Consider the following 18,995-nt stretch of genomic DNA (forward strand, 5'->3'; position numbering starts at 1 on the left):
CGAACGTGACCGAGAGGCAGCATATTATAATAAAGGGTGTAAAAGAAGGTCTCGTGTTCCTTCTCGACGATAAATGTGAATTTGCGGCATTGTTGGATGAGCTTCAATACAAGCTGGAAAAAACGCATCAACAGCTGCTTGCAGGTCCACTTGTTCATGTGCAGGTGAAGCTTGGAGCAAGACAAGTGACGGATGATGATAAGGATCGGATACGAAATGTCATACGGACGCAGGGGAATCTGATGGTTCAATCTGTAGAATCCGACCCGCCAAAGGTTGATTCACAGGAGGATCAGCAGCCTAATCTGCAAGTGCTCACGTCTATTATACGCTCTGGTCAGACCTATGAGCATGATGGCGATTTGCTATTAATCGGCGATTTGAATCCAGGCGGCACACTGCTGTGCACAGGTGATATTTACGTACTAGGCGCGTTGCGTGGAACAGCACATGCAGGGATAAGCGGACGCACGGATGTCATAATCGCTACGTCTCTCATGCGTCCTACACAGCTGCGTATTGCAGACGTGATAAGCAGGCCGCCCGAGGAATGGATGACGAGCGATGCATCAATGGAGTTCGCCTTTCTAAGTGAAGGTCGAATGCAAATTGATAAGCTATCGCAATTATTTCGCATACGGCATAATCCTATAATGTTTAAAGGAGTGTAGAGCATGGGAGAAGCGATTGTAGTTACTTCAGGCAAGGGCGGCGTTGGCAAAACGACCACCTCAGCAAATCTGGGAACCGCGCTAGCATTACTTGGCAAGAAGGTATGTATGGTTGATACCGATATTGGCCTACGTAATCTTGATGTAGTCATGGGACTTGAAAATCGGATCATATATGACTTAGTAGATGTAGCCGAAGGGCGTTGTCGATTAAATCAAGCGCTAGTGAAAGACAAACGCTTCGATGAGCTATATATGCTTCCTGCCGCACAGACGAAGGATAAGGATTCTGTGAAGCCTGAGCAGGTGAAAAAAATGATTGACGAGCTGAAAAAAGAGCATGACTACGTCATTATTGATTGTCCTGCTGGAATCGAGCATGGCTTTCGCAACGCCATTGCCGGGGCAGACCGAGCGATCATCGTTACAACTCCAGAAAATGCGGCTGTACGTGATGCCGATCGAGTTATCGGGCTACTCGAGCAAGAAAAAATACCGAGCAAGCTAATTATTAACCGTATTCGTCCCAATATGATGAAAAACGGTGAAATGCTCGATATCGATGAGATTTGTCAAGTACTGGCTATTGATCTGGTAGGCATCGTTCCTGATGACGAAAAAGTAATTTCTGCTGCTAACAGTGGAGAGCCTACGGTTATGAACCCGACCTCGCGTGCTGCAATCGCCTATCGAAACATTGCAAGGCGGATCCTCGGTGACATGGTTCCGTTAATGCTGCTTGATGAGAAGGCGGGAGCTTTCAAGCGTTTTCGTAAGTTTCTTGGAATAGGATGATAGCAAATTGCTTAACAAACTAAAAAAACTGGACTGGGGAATATTAATCATTTTAGTATTCTTCATGGTTATCAGTATAATCGTTATTCATAGTGCAACCGCTAATTTCCCCCTGTATGCAGGAAACGACATGAAACAGCTTAAGTTTTATATATTAGGCTTCGTTATCGCAATCGCAGCCACCTTGTTCGATTACCGAATTGTGCTTAAGAGCTGGCATGTCCTATATGGAATTGGTATTACGATGCTGGTGCTTGTGTACTTTTTCGGGGCTACCATAAATGGTGCAAGAGGCTGGTTCAAGCTGGGCAGCTTCTCTATTCAACCAGCAGAAATTGCCAAGATCATACTGATTATTGGCATTGCTTATCTTATGGGGCGGCGTCAAGGAGATCGATTGACGTTTTCACATGATCTGCTGCCGATTGCCGCCTTTGCATTTGTACCATTTATGCTAGTTATGATTCAGCCTGATTTGGGAAATGCGATCATTTATTTGGTTATTGTTCTAGGAATGCTGTGGATAGGAAATGTGAAGTACTCCCACGTCATAACTGGACTTGCTATTGTAGTAGCTGGATTAATTTTGTTCGTTTCCCTATTTAACATCTTCAATCAAGAAATATATGATTATTTGGACGATAAGGGAATGAAGCACTGGCATGGACGGATCAATACGTTCATAAATCCGGAGCAGGCCTCGTCCGATGACCGGCATCAATCTGAAAATGCGCAAATTGCAATTGGCTCAGGCGGCTTAAGCGGTGATGGGTATTTGCAGGGGGATATGAAAAATGGCGGTTTTATTCCTTATCCGTATTCGGATTCGATTTTCGTCGTTATCGGAGAGGAATTCGGCTTTCAGGGCTCAGCCATATTGCTGCTCCTGTATTTCCTGCTGATTTATCGTATGATCATTATCGCTTTCAAATGTTATGATTTGCGTGCGTCGTTTATCGTCATCGGAATTGTGTCGATGTATGTATTCCAGGTATTCCAAAACATTGGCATGATGATTGGACTTATGCCGATAACGGGCATTACACTGCCATTTATAAGCTATGGAGGTACGTCTCTCCTGCTCAATATGATGTGCATTGGGCTCGTATTCAGCATTAAGGCACATCAAGAAATATATGAACTGGCTGATTAAATTCAAGCCGGCTGTAAAGCTGCTTCTAAAACGGAATTTATCCGTTTCAGAAGCAGCTTTTTTTAATAGATAAGTTGAACTAAAGTTTTAGAAACCTATGGTGAGGAAATAACGACCCGCATGTCGAATAAGAACGCAAATAACTGGAACAGGCAGGTATGAACGTTATCAAGCGTTATATTTATATCTTAAGGGAAAAGAAGTCAAGGACACCGTCAATTTCTTTGGTTCAACTGATATAGCCGGGTTAGTTCGTTTAGAGAATAGCGCGATAGGACGAGGCTACGCTGCAGTTTGTACAACGTAATTGACGTTACTAGCCTGACTCGATACCTACACTGTAGTTTGTGCAATAGAATGCTTATTCTAGGGCGATATTGGTTGGTTTGGAGCTCATTCTCCTGCAAAATTACAATGTAGCCATCTGAAACAGCTCTCATGTGAGGTTTCTAGTGTACAAAGTACAGTCTAGGCTGCTTCTCCTTAAACGATATCATTTGAACCGAGGTGAAACGGCTGTCGCCGTCCTTTGGCGGCGTCAGTGCGTTTCATTCCGGAGAAATATAGAGAAAGTATGGCGAAATGATCTACTTCCCTCTATTTTTAAAAAAATGAAGATTAAGCGAAGCGAGAAGATCGTTTTGGAGAAACGAAGGGTTCGCCTTTGCATACGAGCTCTGCCTTTAAAGGACGGCGACAGCCGTTTACGCTTGTGGGATTATACAGCTCCTTTCCGCTTCGATAAAGCTATGCTAGTAGTCCTCGCATACGTTCGCATACTTGTCTTACTCTCTACATATCCATGTAATGAGGAACAAGCTGTCGTAACGACGATGGAAGCGGAGGAGGAGCGCCGAGATGAATATGAAGGACGGCAAGCAGCATAAGGACAAAGAAGAGCTTGATCCAGAGGTAGTATGGAAAACAAACCCTAATCCATGGGCGAGCTGGGGCGAGGATAACGAAATTAGCGAAAAAAGAAGCTTCGTGAAAGCTCCTCATTCTACGCCTAACAAAGATACTCGCTTTGAACGCAGCAAGCATCCATTTCGCAGGGAGCTGATGTGGAAGCTCGTAATTGCACTCGTATTGTTTGGCGGAATATGGACGATGTTTCAATATGATACGGAATATACACGCAAGGGACAAGCGCTCGTGAGGCAGGCACTTGTCGATGAGATTGATTTTGCAGCGGCGGCAGCGTGGTACAAGGAGACATTTGCAGGTGCTCCATCCTTTATTCCCATCTTTGAGGATAAGAATGAGGCCGCGGTAGGGGCAGATGGAACGGTGAGGCTACCCATTGTTGCTCCGCTGCAAGGAGGATCGCTTGTACGAACCTTTGCAGAGCTGCTAAATGGCATTGAGCTTGCGGGAGGCTCTGAAGAGCAGGTTGTCGCTGCTGAGACAGGCCGTGTACTCGTATTGACGGACCCAAGCGACAAGGGCTCTACAATCGTTATTCAGCATGCTAATCAGCGTGTAACGATTTATGGAAAGCTTGGAGAAACTGAGGTACGTGTAAATGACTGGGTAGAAGCGGGGGACCCTATCGGGAAGCTGATGAGCTCAGAGGGCGTACAGCCGAGCCTGCTTTATTTTGCAGTGAAGCAAAATGACCTGTATATCGACCCGGTGGACGTGATACCGCTTGATTAAATGGAAAGGTATTATTTGGTCCGTTCATCCGCTGTTCGTAATCATTATGCTCGGATCGGTTATGACTGGTTATTTTGCGGAGCTGATTACGTTGTTTTTGCTAGTGCTGGTCCACGAGATGGGTCATGTGATCATGGCGCGCAGCTTTGGCTGGACGATTAGGGAAGTGAAGCTGCTGCCCTTTGGCGGGGTTGTGGAGGTAGAGGAGTCAGGAGGACTTCCAGCCAAGGAGGAAGCTCTCGTAGCCATTGCGGGCCCCCTGCAAAATGTGTGGATGGGACTAGCCGCTTGGGGCTGCGGTCAGCTTGGCTTGTGGGATCAAGCTTGGGCCGAGTATGTGTGGCAGGCGAATCTGATGCTGTGCTTGTTTAACTTGCTGCCTATTCATCCGCTCGATGGCGGAAAGCTGCTCCAGGCTTCATTGAGCTATGTCGTCAATTATTACAAAATGCTAATTTGGTCAGCTCGAATAAGCTTATTGTTTAGCGTGCTTATGATCGTTTCATCGCTTCTTCCATTGCTTGTTTATAAGGATGGCATACAGCTGAATCTGATGATCGTCGGTATATTTCTTTTTATGACCAATTGGACTTATTATCGGAATGTGCCCTTTTTATTTTATCGATTTCTCATGTACCGTGATCGGGTAAACATTAAAGCTTTAACGATGGGGCATATCGCAAATCCAATTATCGTTAATGGAAAACAAAGCATTCTCTCTGTTGCGAGACTCTTTCAAAGAGAACGATATCATTTGATTTATATGGTGGAGGATCGCAGTAAGGAGGTCAGAATGCTGCCAGAGCAGAAAATTGTTGAGGGCTGTTTGTCAGGCAGTAATCCTAATCGTGCAGTATCTGAACTTTTCAGTTAAAATAGATGAAAAGCGTACTGGCAGGTGATGCTCGGGAATGAAGCAAATGTTGATGCATGTACAGGGTGAGATGCTGCAAACCGCAGTGCTATCGAATGGACGCCTAGTTGAATTTTTTATGGAAAAAACGAAAGCAAGCAGCTTGGTCGGCAATGTTTATAAAGGCCGCGTAATTAATGTTTTGCCTGGTATGCAGGCGGCATTCGTTGATGTTGGTTTGGCCAAAAATGCATTTTTGTATATTGATGAGCTGCTCGATCCGCATCTAGAGAAACAGCCGCTGCAGAAACCGCTCATTCAAGAGCTTGTTAAGCCAGGTCAAGAGCTGATCGTACAGGTGATGAAGGAGCCGCTTGGAGGGAAAGGCGCTCGTGTAACTACCCACTTCTCACTTCCAGGACGGTACCTAGTCTATATGCCGATCTCTGATTATGTGGGGGTTTCCAAAAAAATTAGCACCGAGGGCGAACGGACGCGCTTGCGCTCGATTGGCGAGAGGCTGCGGATGCATGAGGAAGGCATCATACTGCGGACGGCAGCAAGCGGAGAGAGTGAGGAGTCTCTCCACGGTGATGTAGCTCAGTTAAGGGAGACATGGCAAAGTATAGCAGTGCGGAGCATAGAAGCGGCTGTACCGTCTGAGCTGCACCGTGAAGCAGGCCTGATGCGTAGAGCGGTTCGTGACACCTTGACGCTGGACATGGATGAAATTTGGATAGATGATGCTGAACGATTTGAGGAAGTTTCTGCTTTGCTGGAGGAAATGACGCCGAGGCTGCGTGAGCGCCTCAAGCAGTATGTGCACAGGGACGGCGTTCCTTTATTTGATTTCTATCGTGTTACAGAGCAGGTGACGAAGGCGTTTGATCGGAAAATATCACTTTCCTGCGGCGGTCATTTAATCTGGGAAGAGACGGAAGCGCTGACGGTCATTGATGTGAATACCGGAAAGTTTACGGGTTCCTCCGGCCTCGAGGATACTGTGTTTCGCACCAATATGGAAGCTGCGGATGAAATTGCGAGACTGCTTCGCGTAAGAGACGTAGGCGGCATCATTATTATTGATTTTATCGATATGGAGCAAAACGAGCATCGTGAGCAAGTGATGCAGCGACTGATTGAAAAGTCGCGAAACGATCAGACGAAATGTACGATTCTTGGGTGGACGAAACTGGGATTAATTGAAATGACCCGCAAAAAAGCTCGTGAAAACATCGCCCATCAGCTAACAGAGCGCTGTGTAGCCTGTGGAGCGCAAACGAAGCAGGCTGAAAATAGGCATTGAATATATTTTTCTGCATAGAGAATTGATATAGCTTTTATAGTATGGTATACTCTTTGGGTGTGTGTCTCGTACCTCGTAAGGAACGAGATGTACAAGTACCGCTCCGATTGGGTAAATAAGCGTTTTTGGCGAAAGCTGAGAGCCACCTGAATTAGGCGAGTCTTCGAAAATAAGGAGGTGCACTAACAATGTTCGCAATCATCGTAACAGGCGGAAAGCAATACAAAGTTCAGGAAGGCGATGTTATCTACATCGAAAAACTGGATTCTGAAGCAGGCGAGAGCGTAACGTTTGATCGTGTTTTGGCGGTTTCTAAAGGTGACGGTCTTGTAACTGGAACTCCGGTAGTATCCGGCGCTACAGTAACAGGTAAAGTTGAGAAACAAGGTAAAGGCCAAAAGATCATCGTTTACAAATACAAAGCCAAAAAGAACTATCGTCGTAAGCAAGGTCATCGTCAACCGTTTACAAAAGTAACAATCGAGAAAATCCAAGCGTAAGCGGGATTTCTATGATAACTGTTACATTTGTACGGAGAGCCGCTGACAGACGTATCGTATCTTTTGCAGTCGAAGGACATGCTAAATATGCGAAACCGGGCAAAGATATCGTTTGTGCGGGTGTATCAGCCATTTCGGTCGGTACCGTTAACGCAATCGAAGCTTTAGCAGGAGAAGAGCTGCCGTGCAAGATGAAGAACGGCTGGCTATCGTCGGATATTCCGACGCTGGCAGACGAAGCTTCAGATGCTCGGATGCAGCTGCTGCTGGAATCGATGGCGGTTATGCTTGACACTATCGCAAAATCATACGGCAAACATGTCGTCATTCATGATCTTCTTCATGCTTAGGCATGAGAAGCAAATTGGCTTCACAATCCTTTAAAAGGAGGGAATAACTATGTTGAAACTGAATCTTCAGCTTTTCGCTTCGAAGAAAGGTGTTGGTTCCACTAGAAACGGACGTGACTCACAGTCGAAGCGCCTTGGCGCTAAACGTGCTGATGGTCAAACCGTATCCGCTGGAAGCATTTTGTTTCGCCAACGCGGAACAAAAATTCACCCAGGTACTAACGTAGGCATCGGGAAAGACGATACGCTTTATGCAAAAGTAGAAGGCGTAGTGAAGTTCGAACGTTGGGGACGCGATCGCAAAAAAGTGAGCGTATATCCAGCAGTTCTTGCTCCGGTAGCTGCAGCAGTAGAAGCTTAATACAGCCTTATATAAGCAATAAGTCCCGGCCTGCATCGCTAGGCCGGTTTTTTTTGTTTCAAGGATAATGACTAATGACCGTGGAACGGCAGCGTGATATACTGGATAAGCTAGGAAATTTGAAGAAGGTAGGTTTAATCGATGGAGCGCTTAACATCGGCGAAATATTACGTGGCGGCATCTATTATATTGCCCTGTGCTGCGGTACTTATTTGGCCTGCTAAAGTGTGGTTAACTGCTGTCTTTCTTGTTTGGCTTATAGCTGCTGCGACATACTGGATACGAACGGAACGGAAAGAGCATGCGGTGCTGACTACGCGAACGATTCATTCTTCGCAAAGCTCTGCAATACGAACGCTTAATCATCATCGTCATGATTGGATGAACGACTTGCAAGTGGTGTTTGGCTACATTCGGCTTAAGAAGCTGGATAAAGCGGCCGAGTATGTGGAGAAGATAAGTAAGCGGATGGCTGTGGAGAGCAGTATCTCTAAGTTGGGTGTACCGTCTCTTATTAGTTACATTCAATCATTTCGCACGATATCGAATTCGCTGGAGCTTCAGGTTGTGATTAAAGGCGATATTCAATTAAACGAATTAACGGCAGATGCCGATCAAATAGCCGAATCGCTCATTCATACGATTAACGCATATCGGTTTGCGGCGAAGCCTGGCTATGGTAATGCTGCTGTTCTTACGCTGGAGCTATCGCTGGATGAGGATGCACTGAATGCAATATTCTATTATGATGGCGAACTAATGAATGAACAGCAATGGAAGCAAAAAATACAACAGCAGTTGGAAGGCGCGCCAATGCAACCGATCAACTTCGAGCAGCCGTATGCAAAGGTGCTGCTGAGGGCGGAAATGCGCGCATGAACGGGGGCACAACATGTTTGTCGATAAAGCGAAAATATTTGTAAAAGGCGGCGACGGAGGCGATGGTATCGTTTCGTTTCGCCGCGAGAAGTATGTTGAGCAGGGCGGTCCTGCCGGCGGTGATGGCGGCCGCGGCGGAGATTTGATTTTCCAAGTGGATGAAGGGCTTCGTACGCTCATGGATTTCCGCTATCAGAAGCACTTTAAAGCTGATCGCGGCGAGCGCGGCAAAGTAAAGAGCATGCATGGAGCTGGCGCTGAGGATACGATTGTACGTATTCCGCCTGGAACGATCATCGTAGATGATGATACGCAAGAAATTATTGCTGATATGACGCGTCATGGTCAAAAAATCGTCATCGCAAAGGGCGGACGCGGGGGACGCGGCAACATTCGCTTCGCTACGCAGAACAACCCTGCTCCTTATATTTCGGAGAACGGCGAAGAAGGGCAAGAGCGCTGGGTTGTGCTTGAGCTTAAGGTTATGGCTGATGTTGGGCTTGTCGGATTTCCAAGCGTCGGCAAATCGACGCTGCTCTCTGTCGTTTCTGGCGCTAAGCCAAAAATCGGTGCGTATCATTTTACAACGATTACGCCCAATCTTGGTGTCGTAGATGTTGGCGATAGCCGCAGCTTCGTTATGGCTGATTTGCCGGGCTTGATCGAAGGCGCGCACGAGGGCGTTGGTCTAGGACATGAATTCCTTCGTCATGTTGAGCGGACCCGGGTCATTATTCACGTGATTGATATGTCTGCTTCAGAAGGGCGCGATCCTTTTGATGACTGGTTAAAAATCAACGAAGAACTAGTGCTTTATAATGAGAAGCTAGTTGATCGTCCGCAAATTATTGCAGCTAACAAAATGGACATGCCGGAATCCGCGGAGCAGCTGGAGCTGTTTAGGCAAAAGCTTGCTGAAGTTAGCGGCGACCGCCATTATGAAATTTTGCCGATCTCCTCGTTAACGAGGCAAGGGGTGCAGGAGCTTCTGTACAAAGCGGCTGATGTACTCGATACGATATCGGAGGATGTCGAAATTGAGGATGTGAAGGACGTTGCTGAGCGTAAGGTCTATACTTACGAGAAGCGTGAAGAGACGACCTTTACGATTCATAAAGAAGATGAAGTGTATGTCATCGTGAGCGTTGGTATCGATAATTATATGAAGCGGATGAATTTAACCTCCTATGATGCCGTTATGCGCTTTGCGCGTACGATGCGCAAAATGGGTGTAGATGCAGAGCTTCGTAAAATGGGTGCCAAGGACGGCGATATGGTTCAAATCGGCGATTTTGCATTCGAATTTTTCGAGGGCAGCGATTATAACCCGAATGGCTAGTTGACACGTGCATATCCTCTCTAATAGTTGAACGAATGAAGACGGCGAAAGCCGTCTTTTCTTTTTTACCTATTGCTCCAATCCGTAAATTTAGTTATAATGTCCACTATAGGTGAACAATTGTCTTTTTGAGGAGGACGTATAGTGACTAAACGCTATTATGTCGTTCGGGAGGACATTTTACCGGAAGCGATTATGAAGACGATACAAGTGAAGGAGATGCTTAGTCGGGGGGAAGCGGCAACCGTTCATGAAGCGGTGGAACGCGTAGGACTCAGTCGAAGCGCTTTTTATAAGTATAAAGACGGCGTTTATGTGCTGGATCAGCTGGAGCGCGAACGTATTGCGACGATCTCAATGGATTTGGAGCATCGCTCGGGCGTGCTCTCGAACGTGATCAGCATGGTTGCCAGCCTTGAAGGTAATGTACTGACGATGAATCAGAGCATTCCGCTGCAGGGCTTCGCTAACGTTGTCATTTCCGTCGATATTTCGCAGCTTTCCGGGGAACTGTCATCGCTGGTCGAAATGCTCCGCAGCCATCCTGGCGTACGCAAAGCCTCGGTCATCGGGCAAGGATAATAGATAAGAAAAGATTATTGGAGGGTATATATGAAGCCAGTTAAAGTAGGTTTGTTAGGTTTAGGTACTGTAGGCACAGGTGTAGTTCGTATTGTCGAAGGGCATCAAGAGGATTTGGCAAGCCAGGTTGGGTCGCCGATCGTCATCGAAAAGATACTCGTTCAAAATAAAAATAAAGCTCGCAACATTGCCATTGATTCGGATAAGCTGACGGAGGATCCTTGGGATATTATCCGTCATCCTGATATCGATGTCATCATCGAGGTTATGGGCGGAATTGGGCTTACGAAGGAATACATTTTGGAGGCATTGTCGCTCGGCAAGCATGTTGTAACGGCCAATAAGGATTTGATGGCGCTGCATGGACCGGAGATATTGGCCAAAGCGCAGGAGAATCGCTGCGACATCATGTATGAAGCGAGCGTAGCTGGCGGTATTCCGATTATTCGGACGCTAGTAGAAGGCTTCTCTTCCGATCGTATCAACAAAATTATGGGGATCGTCAACGGAACAACAAACTTTATTTTGACAAAGATGAGTCAAGAGGGCGCTTCTTATCTGGATGTGCTTAAGGAAGCACAGGAGCTGGGCTATGCCGAATCAGATCCGACCTCCGATGTGGAAGGGCTTGATGCAGCACGTAAAATGACGATTCTAGCGACGATCGGCTTCCGTGCTAACGTAGCGCTTGAGGATGTATCCGTACAAGGCATTTCATCGGTGAGCAAAGAAGATATTTTGTACGCTAAGCGTCTTGGCTATGAAGTGAAGCTGCTCGGCATCGCAGAGCGTCAGGATGATCTGATCAGCATTAGCGTTCAGCCGACGATGGTGAAGAAAACGCATCCTCTTGCTTCGGTTAATGGCGTGTTTAACGCAGTGTATGTGCATGGCGAAGCAGTAGGCGAGACGATGTTTTACGGTGCTGGAGCAGGCGAGCTTCCAACTGCGACCTCGATCGTAGCGGATTTAGTGGCAGTCGTGAAAAACCTTAAGCTCGGCGTAAACGGCATGCAAGGAAGTCTTTCTTACAAAGAGAAGAAGCTGAAATCTGATGATCAAATTTCGTCTAAATATTTTTTGCTGCTTAAAGTAGCTGATCGTGCTGGTGTGCTTGCACGTATTACACAAGTGTTTGCCGACTTTGAAGTAAGCTTGGAGTCTGTATTGCAGCAGCCGACGCCTTCGAATCCAGAAGCTGAAATTATCATTATTACTCATGATGCAAACAAAGCAGCTATTCAGAAGGTGCTTGCGACATTTGAATCGCTGGAAGTCGTTCACAGAGTGAAGAGCGTCTACCGCGTAGAAGGGTAAGCCCATGAATAATCGCAGAGTCATCGTAAAAATACCCGCAAGCACAGCAAATTTAGGCCCAGGCTTTGATACGCTGGGCATGGCGCTTTCTTTGTATGCATGGATCGAGCTGACCGAGGCTGAGCAGACGCAGTTCCTTTTTTTTGGAGATCAAATGAAAGGTTTGCCAAAAGACAAATCGAACTTGATCTATAAGGTTGCTCAGCTCGTGTTCAAGGAGGCGGGAGTCCGGCTGCCGGAGCTTTCAATCTCGATGTACAGCGATATTCCGTTAACTAGGGGCCTTGGCAGCAGCGCCTCGGCGATCGTAGGGGCTCTAGTAGCAGCGAATGCTTTAATTGGAAGTCCGCTGACCGATAATAAGCTGTTCCAAATGGCAACGGCGCTTGAGGGACATCCTGACAATGTTGGCGCATCTTTATTTGGAGGCATTGTCGTTTCTGCATGGGACGGTGAACGGGCGGATTATGTTCGTCTTGATCCGCATCCTAAGCTGAAGACGCTCGTTGCGATCCCTGCCTTTCAGCTGTCGACGGAGAAAGCGCGTCACGCGCTGCCGTCGCAAATTAGTATGGCAGACGCCGTATTCAACGTCGGCCGCAGCTCTCTGCTCGTCGCCGCGCTTGCCAGCGGCGAGCTGGGCATCATACGTCATGCGATGAAGGATAGACTGCACCAGCCCTATCGTGCAGCGTTAATTCCCGGCATGACGACCATATTGGAGCGCGCTGTAGACCATGGCGCGCTGGGCGTTGCGCTAAGCGGAGCAGGGCCGACGCTGATCGCTTTTGTGGAGGATGCAGCCTCTCCTATGGAAGATGCTCCGAACGATTCTGGCTTGGAGAAGTTTTTGCTTGATACATTAAAGCAAGAGGGTATTGATGCGCAGACGCTATGGCTGTCACCATGCGTCAGCGGTCCGCAAATTACGGTAGAGGATATTGCCGCCGTGCCGGCCATTCCACTTCCCGATCGAATTAAAGGGGAGGTTATGGTATGAAGACGATAGCAGTACTGCCTGCCGGCTCGGTATCAGATGAGGCGGCGAAGCATTTTTTCCGTGGAGAAGAAATTAATTACAAGCATCATCGCTTGATTTCAGATGTTTTTTTATCCACCGTTAATGGCATAAGCGATTACAGCATTATTCCAATCGAGAATACGATTGAGGGCTCTGTCAGCCTGCATATGGACTGGCTTGTCCATGAGGTGGATATTCCGATACAAGCAGAATGGGTATATCCGTCTATTCAAAATCTAATCGGACCTCAATCGGAGCTGCTGGACGATGCTGGGCAAATCGACTATTCGCGGATCACGAAAGTAATCAGCCACCCTGTGGCAATCGCACAGTGCTTGCAGTTTTTGCGTACGAAGCTCCCTCATGCCGTGACTGAGCATGTAAGCAGCACTGCTGAGGGCGTTAGAATTGCCAAAAACAACCCGAATTCCGGTTGGGCAGCTATCGGTACTAAAACTGCGGCCGCCAATGAAGGTCTTGATGTCATTGCGAGCGGGATAACTGACCATGACAACAATTACACCCGTTTTCTTTTGGTAGGCTCTGAGCCATATAAGGCTTGCCAATCCAAGCAAGTAAAAACGAGCATATTAGTAACGCTGCCCGAAGATTATCCTGGTGCGCTTCATCAGGTGCTTGCGGCGTTCGCTTGGCGCAAAATCAATCTATCTCGGATTGAATCACGCCCAACCAAGAAGAAGCTTGGCAACTACTATTTCTTTATCGACATCGATATGGCACTGGATTCGGTGCTATTGCCATCAGCCATTCAAGAAATTGAAGCAATTGGCTGTCATGTACGCATATTGGGGAGCTACCCAAGCTTTTCTGAATATATAAAATAATGCTATGAAACGTAAAAACCGAGCTCGCTCTTTGGAGTGTGCTCGGTTTTTTACTATTTTTTTTGTGAAACAGGAGACACCTGCCCATATTCTGCATAGGATGTAAGGATTGATAATAGGCATTAGCAGTGCCTGGTTATTCAGAACGTGACAGGAGGCTAACAGCGAGTGAAAATCCATATTGTAAAAAAGGGTGAATCTTTATACTCCATTGGGCAAAAGTATAATGTTTCGCTGGAAGAGATTTTAAAGCTAAATCCGGGAATTACCAATCCAGATGTCATTGATGTAGGATTGAAGCTGAAAATTCCGTCAGATCATACAGGCGGCTCAGGAGGCGGTATGGACATCATGCATCAGCATGTTGTGAAGCAAGGGGATACACTTTGGAAGCTGTCGAAGGCATGGGGTGTGCCGCTTGCGGATATGATTAAAGCAAATCCGCAGTTGAAAAACCCTAATGTGCTGCTTACGGGGGAAGTTGTAAACATACCTAAGGCGATGGAGTCAGGCGAGAATGTGTCTAGCGGACATAATGCTGCTCATGGTACTGGCGGAGCAAATGCTCAGCATCATACCTCTTTGATGCAGGGCGTTCAAGGCTGGGTCGGAAAGCTTTCCACAGCACCAAATTCGGGTAAAACATCGACAGCACCTATCACAGGCAAGACGCCAACGGCACCTATCGCACCTATTGCTCCAGCACCTGTGGCACCTGTGCAAGAGAAAAAACAAACGGCTCCTATTGTGAAGCCTGTAAAGCCTGCTCCTCTTCCTGCTCCAAAAGCAGAAGTGATTGAGCCAGCGAAAAAAGCGCTGCCGATCGAAAAACCGGTGGAGAAAAAGCTGAAGCCCATTCATTCGGAATATAAACCTAATGTCGATTTATTTAAGCAATATGGTATTCCGGCCACTGAAGCATTATCTTTGTATGATTTGCCGAAGGCGCCTGAAGCAGTAGCTCCAGCGGCACAGCAGCCGATTTTCAGCGGTTATGGCTACGGTCAACCGATGGTCAGCCCAGCGCAAACCGGCTATGGCTACGGACAGCCAATGGTTAGCCCGGCTCAAAGTGGCCATGGCTATGGTCATGGTCAGCCGATGGTTAATCCAGCACAAACGGGCCATGGCTATGGTCAGCCGATGGTTAGTCCAGCACAAACGGGCTATGGGAACTGGCAGCAGCCTGTACCTTTTGGAAATATGGTCAGCCCTCTCAGCGAGAGCAATGAGTCTCCATTTGATTGCCCTCCTGGTACTGTATTTGTCGGCAACTATCCAGCGCCATCTACTTTGCCAGCAGCAGCAGGACCGGGCTGGGGCTATGGCCATTCCATGGTAGAGGGAGTGCAAGAGAACAGCCAACTGGTTGCAGGTGAATCCGCACAGCCGAATCAAGGTTGGGTATCGCCTTTGGCAACGCAGCCAAATCAAGGGATGGTAAGCCCGCTAGCAGCGCAGCCGAATCAAGGTTGGGTATCGCCGCTGGCAACGCAGCCAAACCAAGGGATGGTAAGCCCGTCAGCAGTGCAGCCGAATCAAGGTTGGGTATCGCCGCTGGCAACGCAGCCAAACCAAGGGATGGTAAGCCCGTCAGCAGTGCAGCCGAATCAAGGGTTGGTGAGCCCGTCAGCAGTACAGCCGAATCAAGGGTGGGTATCACCGCTGGCAACGCAGCCGAATCAAGGGATGGTAAGCCCGTCAGCAGTGCAGCCGAATCAAGGGTGGGTATCGCCGCTGGCAACGCAGCCGAACCAAGGAATGGTAAGCCCGTCAGCAGTGCAGCCGAATCAAGGCTGGGTTGCGCCAGTAAATATGCAGCCGGAGTACGGCTACGGATATAGCCATTCAGCTGTTTCACCAGCGGGGATGGGGCAAGGCGGCGGTTACGGATATCCAACTGGAACACCTTATCCGAGCTGGCCGCAAACGGCCGGCGTAGCGGGCGCAGATCAATCTGATTGCGGTTGTAAGGGAAATCGCTCGGACCCAGCTTCCGCAGCACTCGCGGATGCTGAGTCTCCAAAAGAAGTGAAGACGGCCATACCGCGTAAAAATAATAAAAAAGCAGTTATCCGCACAGTAACTACTCGTCCTGACAAAACAAGAGCTAACAGCAATCAGCCTTGGCTGAAACGAAATAAGTAAAGTGAAAGCAGTCCCAAGAGTCCTTTTGTCTCTTGGGGCTTTTTTTGTTGCATAGGAAACTATGCAATCTCCGAATCTGTTGATAAAGATGCTGCGGAAGCAGTGGGAGAGCGGCTAACGAAAGCTAACGGAAGCCAGAGACGCTAAACTGCCATTTAGGGTTAGTCTCACATTTTAACGGAAGTGGGAGACGCTATTCCGCAGAAATGAAGCGAGATCGGGCATGTAGGGTGCAAATAGAGGCCTGTGTTTCCGTTACAATCTTGAAATGAAAAATAAAGGCGATTTAGCGTCTGTGGTTTCCGTTAGAAGTGTGAGCTGACGCGTCTGCGATTTCCAATTACCGGCAAGGATGATTTTATTCATTATGCTTGAACTTTTTATAGTCGATTTGCGAGAGTTGTCATGGGAAATAAGAAAAGTTTTAAACCAGCCGTATTGGGCAGTGTAATACCGAGCGCTGGGAGTCCACGTATCGTTGGTTACATTACCCTAAAGAATGGCATGAAAATGATCGTGGGAGCTTAGCTCAGCTGGGAGAGCGTCCCAATAGCATTGAAGTTACTGCAAAAGCCTCAGCACGGGAGTAGGAGACGTGAGGATTTGAGGAGCGGCATCGAGCGTGGGGAAAGTCGAGGGAAAAGACGATACGTGTGTTCGTTTGTGTGAAGGATATGGAGCCTATACAAACTTGCCTAGAACAAAGGCGGCAGCAGCACGAGCTTTGCCGTGACAGTCAATCATAAGAATGAGTAGTAGTAGGCAATCCTGCACATTTGCAGGGTAGCCTACTCTTTTTAATGGTTTAGGGCAGCTATCCTGCACGTATGCAGGATAGCTGCCAACAATGGAGATCAGATGGCTTTAGATGAGCTGAAATGACGAGCTATAATGCGTGAGTGCAGGATAGGTCAGCTAGAGCACCCCAATCGCACGAAGTTACTGCAAAAGTGCAGGATAGCTTTCGCGCTGGGAGTAGGGGAAGTGAGGATTTGAGGAGCGGCATGGAGCGTGGGGAAAGTTGAGGGAAAAGACGATGTGTGTGTTAGTTTTGTGAAGTATAGGGGGGATGTACAAACATGCCTAGAACAAAGGCAGCGGCCGCACGAACTCTGCCCGTGACAGCCGTTTACGCTTGTTTATTAGCGGATAAGTATCGTATGCAAATTTAATTGTAAAAATCATTTGAATATTTATGCAATACTGGAGCATACTATCAAAAAATATAAAGAAGGGGTCTTCCCCATGATGGTATTTAGTTTATGGAAAAAAATTAAAAAGCGACTTCGGAGAAATCGCCGTTCGATGTGGTCTTTAGGCGCTATCCTTCTTAGCCTGCTTTTGAGCTGGCTGTTGTTTGTTAATAGTGATGGGGTTATGGCAGCACCCATGCAAGCTGAGCAGCAAAGCAGCATCCTTGAAGCGCTAAAGCAGCAAGAGCAGCCTCTGTCTGTTAAGCTTCATCGTGTCTATATTTGCGGTGAAGAGGTTCGACTGCTGGGGCGCATGACGGGAAAGCAGGTTGTTGAGCTACTGCACGCTCATTCAGATTGGAAAGCTGTATTGGACGAGGATAAGGGAACGGTCAATGCTCTGCAGCATATCGAGGATTTATCCGAACATTGCAAGGCTAATGCGTATATGAGTGTTGATAAAAAAGGAAATCTGGCCTTATTTGACGGTGTCCCAAAGAAGGAAAAGGTACTGCGAACATTTTTTCAGCTGGACGTCCGCTATATGGAAAGCAGCTTGCCGCAAGATAAGCTGAAGCAGCTTAGCAACGGGATACGAATAAGTGACATGGATGAGTACAACAGTGTGCTATCAACGTTCAGCGACTATGCAATTGAGCCAAATCAGAGGGCTATGAAGCCTGCTTATTAAGTTGAAATTCAACCAATAATTGAAATGCGAAAGAGACCGCAATGTTAACTTGCGGTCTCTTTGTCTATGCCTATCAGCTCAAATATCAAACGCGCGTTCTCATTCGCGTTATCTTTTGCTATAATGGATAAAGCAACTTTACGTAAATGCTTACGAAGTAAGTTTTACTCTGTAAAACTTTTGAGGAGATGGCCGCTTGCGCGTTCTTGGAATTGACCCTGGTTATGCAATTGTAGGATTCGGATTTATAGATAAGATCGGCCATAAGCTTATACCCGTTCAATATGGAGCTATTCAGACGGAAGCACATACGGCACCAGAGCAGCGATTGCTTCAGGTGTACGAGTCTGCTTGCGCTTTAATGGATAAATATAAACCTGATACGGTTGGTGTGGAGAAGCTGTTTTTTAACCGGAACGTGACGACAGCCTTTGATGTAGCGCAAGCAAGAGGCGCGATTATATTAGCTGCGGTGCAGCGAGGCTTACCTATTGGAGAGTATACTCCGCTTCAGGTAAAGCAGGCGGTCGTAGGTTACGGCAAAGCAGAGAAAAAACAGGTGCAGGAAATGGTTAAAATGTTTCTAAAGCTCTCAGCTGTGCCGAAGCCGGATGACGTTGCCGATGCACTTGCGGTGGCGATTTGCCATGCTCATTCTATTGTTTTGACCCAAAAAATTAATGAGGTGAAGCGTTAGTGATTGATTTTTTAAGAGGGAATGTCGTCCATCTGGAATCTGAATATATCGTTTTGGACGTAAGAGATACAGGCTATCGCGTATTTACACCTAATCCATATGCTTTTGCCAAGAAGGAAGAGCCAGTAACCGTATATATTCATCATAACGTCCGTGAGGACGCTATTTTATTGTTCGGCTTCGAGACGAGAGAGGAGCAGACCTTGTTTCGCAAGCTGCTGGAAGTATCTGGGATAGGACCTCGCGTCGCTTTGGGTATTTTGTCAGGGGGACGGCCAGATGCTGTAATCGCAGCGATCCAGCAAGAAAATATAGCGTTTCTCACGAAGCTGCCGGGTATCGGGAAGAAGACGGCGCAGCGTATGATTTTGGATCTGAAGGATAAGCTGATCGGTGCTGGACTCGACGGAGGCTTGTTGACAGCGGCAGGCGTTGCGCTTGATCTTACGTCAAGCAGACACTCAGGACAGGGTGCTGGCACGGCATGGCAGGAAGCAAGAGAGGGTCTTGCTGCTCTTGGCTATACGGCTGCAGAGCTTGATAAAGCGTGGATTGGACTACAGCATAGTGTGACGGCGGAGGAAACGGTGGATGCTTTGATGAAGCGGGCGCTGCAGCAGCTGTTTAAAGGCTGA

The 18,995-nt window shown here is 47.4% G+C and carries 20 protein-coding genes and 1 other annotated feature; all 20 genes read left to right on the forward strand.

The window, feature by feature from the left end; all coding sequences use genetic code 11:
* Positions 1-5 precede the first annotated feature (5 nt).
* The 20 genes from MHI37_RS08975 (at position 6) to ruvA (ending at position 18,995) form a co-directional block, all read left to right on the forward strand.
* Entirely contained in the window at positions 6-671 is a 666-nt protein-coding gene (locus tag MHI37_RS08975) for a septum site-determining protein MinC (RefSeq protein WP_076337365.1), read from the forward strand.
* Positions 672-674: 3 nt separating this feature from the next.
* A complete protein-coding gene (gene minD / locus MHI37_RS08980; protein WP_076337366.1) occupies positions 675-1,466 on the forward strand; it encodes a septum site-determining protein MinD in 792 nt (263 codons plus the stop codon).
* 7 nt (positions 1,467-1,473) lie between these two features.
* A complete protein-coding gene (locus MHI37_RS08985; protein WP_076337367.1) occupies positions 1,474-2,619 on the forward strand; it encodes an FtsW/RodA/SpoVE family cell cycle protein in 1,146 nt (381 codons plus the stop codon).
* A 452-nt stretch (positions 2,620-3,071) separates the two neighbouring features.
* On the forward strand, positions 3,072-3,506 hold the full coding sequence (locus MHI37_RS08990) for a hypothetical protein (RefSeq protein ID WP_076337368.1): 435 nt from the start codon (positions 3,072-3,074) through the stop codon (positions 3,504-3,506).
* On the forward strand, positions 3,478-4,278 hold the full coding sequence (locus MHI37_RS08995; protein WP_076337369.1) for a M23 family metallopeptidase: 801 nt from the start codon (positions 3,478-3,480) through the stop codon (positions 4,276-4,278). The genes MHI37_RS08990 and MHI37_RS08995 overlap by 29 nt, the downstream gene beginning before the upstream one ends.
* The gene (locus MHI37_RS09000; RefSeq protein WP_076337370.1) at positions 4,271-5,152 is read left to right on the forward strand and encodes a M50 family metallopeptidase; all 882 of its coding nucleotides are present in this window, start codon (positions 4,271-4,273) and stop codon (positions 5,150-5,152) included. Before MHI37_RS08995 ends, MHI37_RS09000 begins: the two co-directional genes overlap by 8 nt.
* Before the next feature lie 37 nt (positions 5,153-5,189).
* The gene (locus MHI37_RS09005; protein WP_076337371.1) at positions 5,190-6,437 is read left to right on the forward strand and encodes an Rne/Rng family ribonuclease; all 1,248 of its coding nucleotides are present in this window, start codon (positions 5,190-5,192) and stop codon (positions 6,435-6,437) included.
* Between the two features lie 83 nt (positions 6,438-6,520).
* Positions 6,521-6,610, forward strand: a sequence feature (ribosomal protein L21 leader region).
* A gap of 15 nt (positions 6,611-6,625) precedes the next feature.
* Positions 6,626-6,937, forward strand: a complete 312-nt coding sequence (gene rplU, locus MHI37_RS09010) for a 50S ribosomal protein L21 (protein WP_053374798.1) — start codon at positions 6,626-6,628, stop codon at positions 6,935-6,937.
* Between the two features lie 11 nt (positions 6,938-6,948).
* Entirely contained in the window at positions 6,949-7,287 is a 339-nt protein-coding gene (locus MHI37_RS09015; protein WP_076337372.1) for a ribosomal-processing cysteine protease Prp, read from the forward strand.
* 49 nt (positions 7,288-7,336) lie between these two features.
* Complete coding sequence (gene rpmA / locus MHI37_RS09020; RefSeq protein ID WP_054027240.1) at positions 7,337-7,648, forward strand: 50S ribosomal protein L27; 312 nt, start codon at positions 7,337-7,339, stop codon at positions 7,646-7,648.
* A gap of 141 nt (positions 7,649-7,789) precedes the next feature.
* Complete coding sequence (locus MHI37_RS09025; protein ID WP_076337373.1) at positions 7,790-8,527, forward strand: Spo0B domain-containing protein; 738 nt, start codon at positions 7,790-7,792, stop codon at positions 8,525-8,527.
* A gap of 13 nt (positions 8,528-8,540) precedes the next feature.
* Positions 8,541-9,866 (forward strand): GTPase ObgE, encoded by a 1,326-nt coding sequence (gene obgE, locus MHI37_RS09030; protein WP_076337374.1) that lies wholly within the window; start codon positions 8,541-8,543, stop codon positions 9,864-9,866.
* Positions 9,867-10,010: 144 nt separating this feature from the next.
* Entirely contained in the window at positions 10,011-10,448 is a 438-nt protein-coding gene (locus MHI37_RS09035) for an ACT domain-containing protein (RefSeq protein ID WP_076337375.1), read from the forward strand.
* A 30-nt stretch (positions 10,449-10,478) separates the two neighbouring features.
* The gene (locus tag MHI37_RS09040) at positions 10,479-11,765 is read left to right on the forward strand and encodes a homoserine dehydrogenase (protein ID WP_076337376.1); all 1,287 of its coding nucleotides are present in this window, start codon (positions 10,479-10,481) and stop codon (positions 11,763-11,765) included.
* Positions 11,766-11,769: 4 nt separating this feature from the next.
* On the forward strand, positions 11,770-12,765 hold the full coding sequence (thrB, locus tag MHI37_RS09045) for a homoserine kinase (RefSeq protein ID WP_076337377.1): 996 nt from the start codon (positions 11,770-11,772) through the stop codon (positions 12,763-12,765).
* The gene (gene pheA / locus MHI37_RS09050) at positions 12,762-13,631 is read left to right on the forward strand and encodes a prephenate dehydratase (RefSeq protein WP_076337378.1); all 870 of its coding nucleotides are present in this window, start codon (positions 12,762-12,764) and stop codon (positions 13,629-13,631) included. Before thrB ends, pheA begins: the two co-directional genes overlap by 4 nt.
* A gap of 168 nt (positions 13,632-13,799) precedes the next feature.
* Positions 13,800-15,779 (forward strand): LysM peptidoglycan-binding domain-containing protein, encoded by a 1,980-nt coding sequence (locus MHI37_RS09055; RefSeq protein ID WP_342556543.1) that lies wholly within the window; start codon positions 13,800-13,802, stop codon positions 15,777-15,779.
* Between the two features lie 1,245 nt (positions 15,780-17,024).
* Positions 17,025-17,663, forward strand: a complete 639-nt coding sequence (locus MHI37_RS09060) for a BofC C-terminal domain-containing protein (RefSeq protein WP_083676306.1) — start codon at positions 17,025-17,027, stop codon at positions 17,661-17,663.
* 196 nt (positions 17,664-17,859) lie between these two features.
* Positions 17,860-18,360 (forward strand): crossover junction endodeoxyribonuclease RuvC, encoded by a 501-nt coding sequence (gene ruvC, locus MHI37_RS09065; RefSeq protein ID WP_076337380.1) that lies wholly within the window; start codon positions 17,860-17,862, stop codon positions 18,358-18,360.
* Positions 18,360-18,995: a Holliday junction branch migration protein RuvA gene (gene ruvA / locus MHI37_RS09070; RefSeq protein WP_076337381.1), complete on the forward strand. Its 636-nt coding sequence runs from the start codon at positions 18,360-18,362 to the stop codon at positions 18,993-18,995. The genes ruvC and ruvA overlap by 1 nt, the downstream gene beginning before the upstream one ends.

It is taken from the genome of Paenibacillus sp. FSL H8-0548 (assembly GCF_038630985.1).
Lineage (GTDB): Bacteria > Bacillota > Bacilli > Paenibacillales > Paenibacillaceae > Pristimantibacillus.